Origin of the sequence: Thermocatellispora tengchongensis (assembly GCF_014202315.1) — a bacterium.
GTDB lineage: Bacteria > Actinomycetota > Actinomycetes > Streptosporangiales > Streptosporangiaceae > Thermocatellispora > Thermocatellispora tengchongensis.
The window spans coordinates 166,581-174,468 of sequence record NZ_JACHGN010000026.1 but is presented as its reverse complement, the minus strand read 5'-3'; the positions used below and the strand labels follow the sequence as shown (position 1 = coordinate 174,468).

The following is a 7,888-nucleotide window of genomic DNA, read 5'->3' as shown; positions in this document are numbered from 1 at the left end:
CCTTGCGGTGCCGCTCGGCCAGCTCGCGCTGCACCAGGCGCGCCAGCGCGATCCGCGCCGCCGCGGTGCTGAAGCCGAAGTAGCCGAGGATGGCGACCAGGCCGCCGGACCACACGGGCGCCGTGCGCGGCTCCAGGAATGCGCCGAAGATCGTCAGCAGCAGGCTCTGCGGCTGCGCGTCGAAGAGATCGTCGTCATCTGTACGCAAGCTCCCAAGGTACCACGAACGACCCGCCGGCCAGGGCGAACCGGGGTGCCTCACCCGAGCCGGGGTCCCTGGGGTCATGCCGCCGCCGCCCACGGACCGCCTGCCGGTTCGCCGGTGGGAGAATCCGGACATGCGGTTCGGCGTTCTCGGCCCCCTGGAGGTGCGCGACCCCGACGGCCGGGACGTGCGTGTGGGCGGCCCCCGGGTGCGCGCGCTGCTGACGATGCTGCTGCTGGAGGCGGGCCGGATCGTCGAGACCGGGCGCATCATCGACGCCCAGTACGCCGAACACCCGCCCGCGGGCGCCGCCAACGCCGTGCAGGCCCACGTCTCGCGGCTGCGCCGCGCGCTGCCGCCCGGCCTGGTCGAGTTCCACGACGTCGGCTACCGCCTCGCGGTCGCCCCCGAGGCCGTGGACGCCCACCGCTTCGAGCGCCTGGCCCGCGAGGGCCGCGTCCTGCTCGACGCCGGCCGCCACGCCGACGCCGCGGCCGTGCTGCGCGAGGCCCTGTCCCTGTGGCGCGGCCCGGCCCTGCCCGACCTGCCGCACGGCGGGCCGTACGCCGCCCGGCTTGAGGACCTGCGCCTGGCGGCGACCGAGGACCGGATCGAGGCCGAGCTGGCGCTGGGCGCGCCCGGCCCGGTGGTCGCGGAGCTGCGGGCGCTGGTGGCGGCCCACCCCCTGCGCGAGCGGCTGCGCGGCCAGCTCATGCGGGCCCTGCACGCCGCCGGGCGGCAGGCCGAGGCCCTGGCCGAGTTCGGCGAGGCGCGGCGGCTGCTCGCCGAGGAGCTGGGGGCCGGCCCGTCGCCCGAGCTGTCGGTGGTGCACCTCGCCATCCTGCGCGCGGAGCAGCCGCGCCCGCCCGTACGGCGGCGGCCCGCCGCGCAGCTCACCGGCTTCGTGGGCAGGCAGGAGGAGCTGCGCCGCCTCGCCGGGCCGCTGCGCGAGGCGCGCCTGGTCACCGTTCTCGGGCCGGGCGGCATCGGCAAGACCCGGCTGGCCGTCGAGGCCGCGGCGCGCGACCCGCGCGAGGCGTGCCTCGCCGACCTGGCCCCGGTGCGCGACGCCGTCCAGGTGCCCCTGGCCGTGCTGGGCGCGCTGGGCGTGCGCGAGTCGGGCTTCCAGGCCGCCGCCGAGGCCGACCCGGTCCGCCGCCTGGCCGCGGCGTTGGCCGGGCAGGAACTGCTGCTCGTCCTGGACAACTGCGAGCACGTGGTCGCGGCGGTCGCCGGGCTGGCCCGCGACCTGCTCGGCGCCTGCCCCGGGCTGTCGATCATCGCCACCAGCCGTGAGCCGCTGGGCCTGACCGGCGAGGTCCTGTTGCCCCTCGCCCCGCTGGCCGCCCCGCCGCCCGGCGCCGGAGCGCAGGACGCCGCCGCCTATCCCGCCGTGCGGCTGTTCCAGGAGCGGGCCGCGGCCGTCCGGCCCGGCTTCGCCGTGACCCCCGAGAACGCGGACGCGGTGGCGGCCATCTGCGCCGCCCTGGACGGGCTGCCCCTGGCCATCGAGCTGGCCGCGGCCCGGCTGCGCCAGCTCGGCGTCCGCGAGATCGCCGCGAGACTGGAGGAGCAGGGCCGGTTCCGGCTGCTCTCGCGCGGCGACCGCACGGCGGCGGCGCGGCACCGCACCCTGCACGCCGTGGTCGAGTGGAGCTGGAGCCTGCTCGGCCCCGCGGAGCGGGCGCTGGCCAGGCGGTTCTCGGTGTTCACCGGCAGCGCCTCCCTGGAGGCGGTCGAGGCGGTGTGCGCGCCCGCCCTCGGCGACCCGGCGTACGCCGGCGAACACGGTGCCGGCGAACACGGTGCCGGCGAACACGGTGCCGGCGAACACGGTGCCGGCGAACACGGTGCCGGCGAACACGGTGCCGGCGAACACGGCGCTGGCGAACACCGCGCCGGCGACGTGGACGATGTGCTCGCCGACCTGGTGGACAAGTCGCTGGTCGAGACCGACGGCGAGCGCTACCGGATGCTGGAGACCATCCGGCTGTTCTGCGCCGCCAGGCTGGAGGAGTCCGGCGAGCGCGACGCGCTGCTGCGCGCCCACGCCCGGCACTACCTGGAGCTGGCGCGGCGGGCCGACCCGATGCTGCGCCGGGCCGGGCAGCTCGCCTGGCTGGCCCGGCTGTCGGCCGAGCACGACAACCTGATGGCCGCGCTGCGCTGGGCGGCCCGCGAGGAGCCCGAGACCGCCTTCCGGATGGTGGCGGCGCTGGCGGCGTACTGGTGGCTGAGCGGGCGCCGCGGCCAGGCCGGGCCCGTGGCGGCCGAGCTGCTGGCCCGCGCGCCGCGGGGGCTCGACGGCCTGGAGGAGGAGTACGCCGCCTGCGTGCTGCACGCCGTCCCGCGCCCCGCCCCCGAGCACTGGGCGCGGGCCGAGCACATCATGCGCACCCTGGACCGCGAGCTGCGCCACCCCTTCGGCGCCGCGCTGTGGGGCATGCTGAACGGCGTCGGCGCGTCGCGCGAGACCAGCGGCAGCGTGCTCGGCCACGGCGACCCGTGGAACCTGGCCCTGGTCCGGCTGGGCGACGGCCTGCTCGCGCTGCTCGGCGGACGCCCCGCCGAGGGGGAGCATGAGCTGCGCGAGGTGCTGGCCGTCTTCGAGGAGCTGGGCGAGCGCTGGGGCACCGCGCAGTGTCTCGACGGGCTGGCCGGGGCCGCCGCCGGGCGCGGCGAGTGGGCGCGGGCCCGCGAGCTGTGGGCGCGGGCGCTGGAGCTGATGGAGCAGCTCGGCGCGCCGGAGGAGTGCGCCGACCTGCTGTGCCACCGGGCCGCCGGGCTGGTGCGCCAGGGCGACCTCGACGCCGCCGAACGCGACCACCTGGAGGCGCGGCGCCGGTACGCCCGCGCCGGACGCCCCGCCGCGCCCCTCGCCGAGCTGGGCCTGGGCGAGATCGCCCGGCTGCGCGGCGAGCTGCCCCGGGCGCGGGAACGGCTGACCGCGGCCCTGGAGGCCGCCGAGCCGGGCGGCTTCCCCGCGGTCACCGTCAGGGCCGCGGCGCTCACCGCGCTCGGCCGCCTGGCCGAGGCGGAGGGCGACGCCGAGGCCGCCGCCGCGTGGCACGGCGAGGCCGTGGCCGCCGCGCTCACCTCGCCCATGGCCGTGGACCAGGCCGCCGCCGCCGAGGGCGCGGCCGGCGCGGCCCTGCTGACCGGCTCGCCCCACCGGGCGGCGCTGCTGCTCGGCGCGGCGGTCGCGCTGCGCGGCACGGCCGTCGCCGGCGATCCCGACGTCGCCCGCGTGGCCGCCGCCGTCACCGAGTGTCTGGGGCCGGAGGCGTTCGCGGAGGCGTACGCGCAGGGCGCCGGCCTGTCCGCCGCCCAGGCCCGGGAGCTCCTGGCCGGGCGCTGACGGACGCCGCGGCCGGCTGTCAGCGGATCATCTCCGGGTTGTCAGCGCCCCCGGCGAACGTCGGGGACATGAACGACACCGGCTTGACGCACATGACGGTCCTCATCTCGGGCGCGAGCATCGCCGGGCCCGCCCTGGCCCACTGGCTCGCCCGCCTCGGCTGCGCGGTCACCGTGGTGGAGAAGGCCCCCGCGCTGCGCCGCGGCGGCCAGGCGGTCGACTTCAAGGGCGAGACCCACCACACCGTACTGCGCCGCATGGGCATCCTGGAGGAGGTGCTGCGCAGGCAGACCGGCGGCACCGACCAGACCTTCGTCGACGCCGCCGGCAGGAGGCTCGCGGTCATGCCCGCCGAGTTCTCCGGCGGCGCCGTCGAGATCCTGCGCGGCGACCTCGCCGAGATCCTCTACGAGCGCACGGCCGGCCGCTGCGAGTACGTCTTCGGCGACTCGATCACCTCCCTCACCCAGGGCGCCGGTGGGGTGCACGTCACCTTCGAGCGCGGCGCGCCCCGCACCTTCGACATCGTCGTGGGCGCCGACGGCATCCACTCCAACGTGCGCAGGCTGGCCTTCGGCCCCGAGGCGGACCACGTGCGCCACCTCGGGTACTACTACGCACTGGCCGGCATCGACGTGGACGGCGAGCCGCAGATCTACAACGAACCCGGCCGGATGGCCTCGGTCGGCGGCCCCAAGTCGCCGGCGATGTTCGTCTTCGCCTCCCCGGAGCTGACCTACGACCGCTACGACGCCGAGGAGCAGAAGGAGCTGCTGCGCCGGGCGTACCGGGGCTGCGGGTGGCGGGTGCCCGAGCTGCTGGAGCGGCTGGCGGACGCCCGGGAGTTCCACTTCGACTCCATCAGCCGGGTCGTGACCGGCCGCTACTCCTCGGGCCGGGTCGTGCTGCTCGGCGACGCCGCGTACGGCAACACGCTGGCCGGGTTCGGCACCGGGCTGGCCGTCGTGGGGGCGTACGTGCTGGCGGGCGAGCTGCTGGAGGCCGGCGGCGACCACCGCGCGGCGTTCCGCGCGTACGAGGAGGGGTTCCGCGGCTACGCCCGGGTCGCCCGCAAGGGCAACGCGGGGCCGTTCCTGGCGCCGTCGTCGCCGGCCCGCATCCGGATGCGCAACTGGATGTTCGACAACAGGCTCGCCCTCACGCTCATGCTCAAGGCGACCGACACGTACGCCACCCGGATCGAGCTGAAGTCCTACGGCCTGTAAATCGGTGGCGGCCCGCGCGAGGCGCGGGCTACGTTGATCCCAGCCGCGGGGCACGAGGCCCCGGGCCGAACGGAAAGGACCGGCCGTGAAGCAGTGGACGACCCGGGCGGAACGGGGCTGTGGCCGTTGCCGGCGGCCCCTGCCGTATGCCCTGGCCGCCGCACCGGCCGGCAATGGCGGCGCCCGCGGGTAGCGGCACCAGGCACGGACCGCACCCGAAGGCCGCCCGGGGCCGCGGGTAGCGGTACCAGGCACGAACCGCACCCGAAGGCCGCCCGAGGCGAACCCGCGGCGGCCCGTCGTTTCCCGCCCCCTTTCCTCTCCGGCCTCCGCCCCGTTTACCCTCCGACCTCCGCTCCGTTTACCCTCCGACCTCCCGCGGCCCGCCCCTACCGTGCCACGGCCACATGGCGCGATGGTCACCACGGCGCCGTCCAACGCCCCGGTGACGCGGGCCGCGGGACATGATCACCTGCGTGAGCTGGGCACGTGGCGAGCCCACCCGGCTGTAAACCGGACGCTTCGGCTGTGGCGGTTCGACTCCGTCCTCACGCACCGGTCACGCCCTGGTCAGGGCACGGCACGGCCCCCCGGAACTGTCGGTGGCCCCGGGCATGATGAGACCATGAGCGACCAGCCCCCCATCACGATCCTCGCCGACCAGGCCGCCTACGCCGAGGCGGTGCAGCTCGCGGTGGACGCCGCGGCGGCCTACTACGCCGACGGCACCTCCCCCCTCGACGACGACGCCTACGACCGGCTGGTGCGCGGCATCGCCGCGTACGAGGAGGCCCATCCCGGCGACGTGCTGCCCGCCTCGCCCACCGGCAAGGTGGCCGGCGGCGCGGTCACCGGCGACGTGCCGCACATCGTGCCCATGCTCTCGCTCGACAACGTCTTCGGCGCCGAGCAGCTCGCCGAGTGGGCCGCCTCGCTGGAGCGCCGGCTCGGCCGCCCGGTCGCCAAGTGGAGCGTGGAGCCCAAGCTCGACGGGCTCGCCGTCGCCGCCCGCTACCGCCACGGCCGGCTGGTCCAGCTCATCACCCGCGGCGACGGCACCGCGGGCGAGGACGTCTCCCACGCCATCGGCCCCATCGACGGCCTGCCCGCCCGGCTCGCCGAGCCGGTCACGGTCGAGCTGCGCGGCGAGGTCATGATGACCACCGAGCAGTTCGAGGCGGCCTGCGCCAGGCGCCGCGCCCACGACGGCACCACCTTCGCCAACCCGCGCAGCGCCGCGGCCGGCTGGCTGCGCACCCGCGAGCGGCCCTACGTGTGCGAGCTGACCTTCTTCGGCTACGGCGCGCTGCCGTTGCCGCCCGACGAATCCACCGAGCTCGCCGCCTGGCTGCGCGAGGCCCCGCACAGCGAGATCATGCGATGGGTGGCCCGCCAGGGCGCCCAGACCACGGCCGCCACCCCGGTCGCGGGCATCGTGGCCGACGACCTGGAGCAGGTGCAGGCCCGCGTCGAGCAGATCGCCGCCGCCCGCGCCGGGCTGTCCTTCGGCATCGACGGCATCGTCGTCAAGTGCGACCTCGCCGCCGACCAGGCCCAGGCCGGGTTCAGCTCGCGCGCGCCGCGCTGGGCGGTGGCGTACAAGCTGCCCCCCACCGAGAAGATCACCAAGCTGCTGGCCGTGGAGTGGAACACCGGCCGCACCGGCGTCATCGCCCCGCGCGCCGTGCTGGAGCCGGTCGAGCTCGACGGCAGCGTGGTCGGCTACGCCACGCTGCACAACGCCGCCGACATCACCCGGCGCGGCCTGATGCTCGGCGACAGCGTGGTGGTCTACAAGGCGGGCGACGTCATCCCGCGGGTGGAGGCCCCCGTGGTGCACCTGCGCACCGGCGAGGAGCGGCCGATCGAGTTCCCGAAGGTCTGCCCGGTCTGCGGCGACGCGATCGACACCTCCCAGGAGCGGTGGCGCTGCGTGCGCGGGCGGGCCTGCCGCGCCATCGCCTCCATCCTGTACGCCGCGGGCCGCGACCAGCTCGACATCGAGGGCCTGGCCGAGAACCGCATCCAGCAGATGCTCGACGCCGGGCTGATCACCGACTTCGCCGACCTGTTCTCCCTCACCCGCGAGCAACTGCTCGATCTGGAGCGCATGGGCGAGGTCAGCACCGACAATCTGCTGGCCGCGCTCGAACGGGCCAAGACCCGCCCGCTGAGCCGGGTGTTCTGCGCCCTCGGCGTGCGCGGCACCGGCCGGTCGATGAGCCGCAGGATCGCCCGCCACTTCGGCACCATGGACGCCGTCCGCGCCGCCGACGCCGAGGCGATGCAGCAGGTCGAGGGCATCGGCCCGGAGAAGGCCCCGGTCGTGGTCGCCGAGCTGGCCGAGCTGTCCGACCTGATCGACAAGCTGGTCAAGGCCGGGGTGAACATGACCGAGCCCGGAGTCACCCCCGCGCCCCCCGGCGCCCCCGCCGCGCCCCCCGGCGCGCCCCCCGGCGCGTCCACCGGCGCGTCCACCGACGGCCTGCCGCTGGCCGGCATGTCGGTCGTGGTCACCGGCTCCATGACCGGCCCGCTGGAGTCGCTGACCCGCACCGAGATGAACGAGCTCATCGAACGCGCCGGCGGCAGGGCGTCCTCCAGCGTCTCGGCCAAGACCTCACTCCTGGTGGCCGGCGAGAAGGCCGGCTCCAAACGCACCAAGGCCGAAAGCCTGGGCGTCCGCATCGCCACCCCTGAGGAGTTCGCCGCCCTGGTCGCCCCCCACCTGTGACCCCCAGCCCCGGCGAGGCCCCCCGCGCCGGGTGTGCTCCTCGCGTCGGGGCTTCCGGGTCAGTGTTGCCCCGCGCTGGGTTGCCCCGCGCTGGGTTGCCCCGCGCTGGGTTGCCCCGCGCTGGGTTCCCCCGCGCTGGGTTCCCCCCGGGCTGTGCGCCTCGCTCCGGGTGAGTGCTCCTCCCGGCGGCGCTGTGGGCCTCGCGCCGGGTCAGTGTTCCTTGCGTCGGGGCTGTGCTCCCCACGTCGGGGCAGTGCACCCCGCGTCGGGGCAGTGTTTCCCCCGCGCCGGGTGGGTGCTCCTCATGGCGAGGCAGTGCTCCCCGCGCCGGGGCTGTGCGCCTCGCGCCGGGGCGGTGTTCCCCG

General features: G+C 76.4%; 4 protein-coding genes and 1 tRNA gene. 4 read left to right on the top strand and 1 reads right to left on the bottom strand.

The genetic code is table 11. The features are described 5' to 3' along the window. The coding region (locus HNP84_RS43060) for a hypothetical protein (protein ID WP_221337453.1) at positions 1-208 on the bottom strand (208 nt) is incomplete at its 3' end. Between the two features lie 130 nt (positions 209-338). Between HNP84_RS43060 and HNP84_RS43055 the strand changes: the two genes are divergently transcribed. From HNP84_RS43055 to ligA, 4 genes are all read left to right on the top strand, one after another. Further along, positions 339-3,563 (top strand): AfsR/SARP family transcriptional regulator, encoded by a 3,225-nt coding sequence (locus HNP84_RS43055; RefSeq protein WP_185055855.1) that lies wholly within the window; start codon positions 339-341, stop codon positions 3,561-3,563. Positions 3,564-3,631: 68 nt separating this feature from the next. After that, positions 3,632-4,789 carry an FAD-dependent monooxygenase gene (locus HNP84_RS43050; RefSeq protein ID WP_246519360.1) on the top strand — a complete coding sequence of 386 codons (1,158 nt, stop codon included), beginning with the start codon at positions 3,632-3,634 and terminating at the stop codon, positions 4,787-4,789. Positions 4,790-5,263: 474 nt separating this feature from the next. After that, positions 5,264-5,344, top strand: a tRNA-Tyr gene (locus HNP84_RS43045). Between the two features lie 70 nt (positions 5,345-5,414). Continuing rightward, positions 5,415-7,523 (top strand): NAD-dependent DNA ligase LigA, encoded by a 2,109-nt coding sequence (gene ligA / locus HNP84_RS43040; protein WP_185055854.1) that lies wholly within the window; start codon positions 5,415-5,417, stop codon positions 7,521-7,523. Positions 7,524-7,888 lie beyond the last annotated feature (365 nt).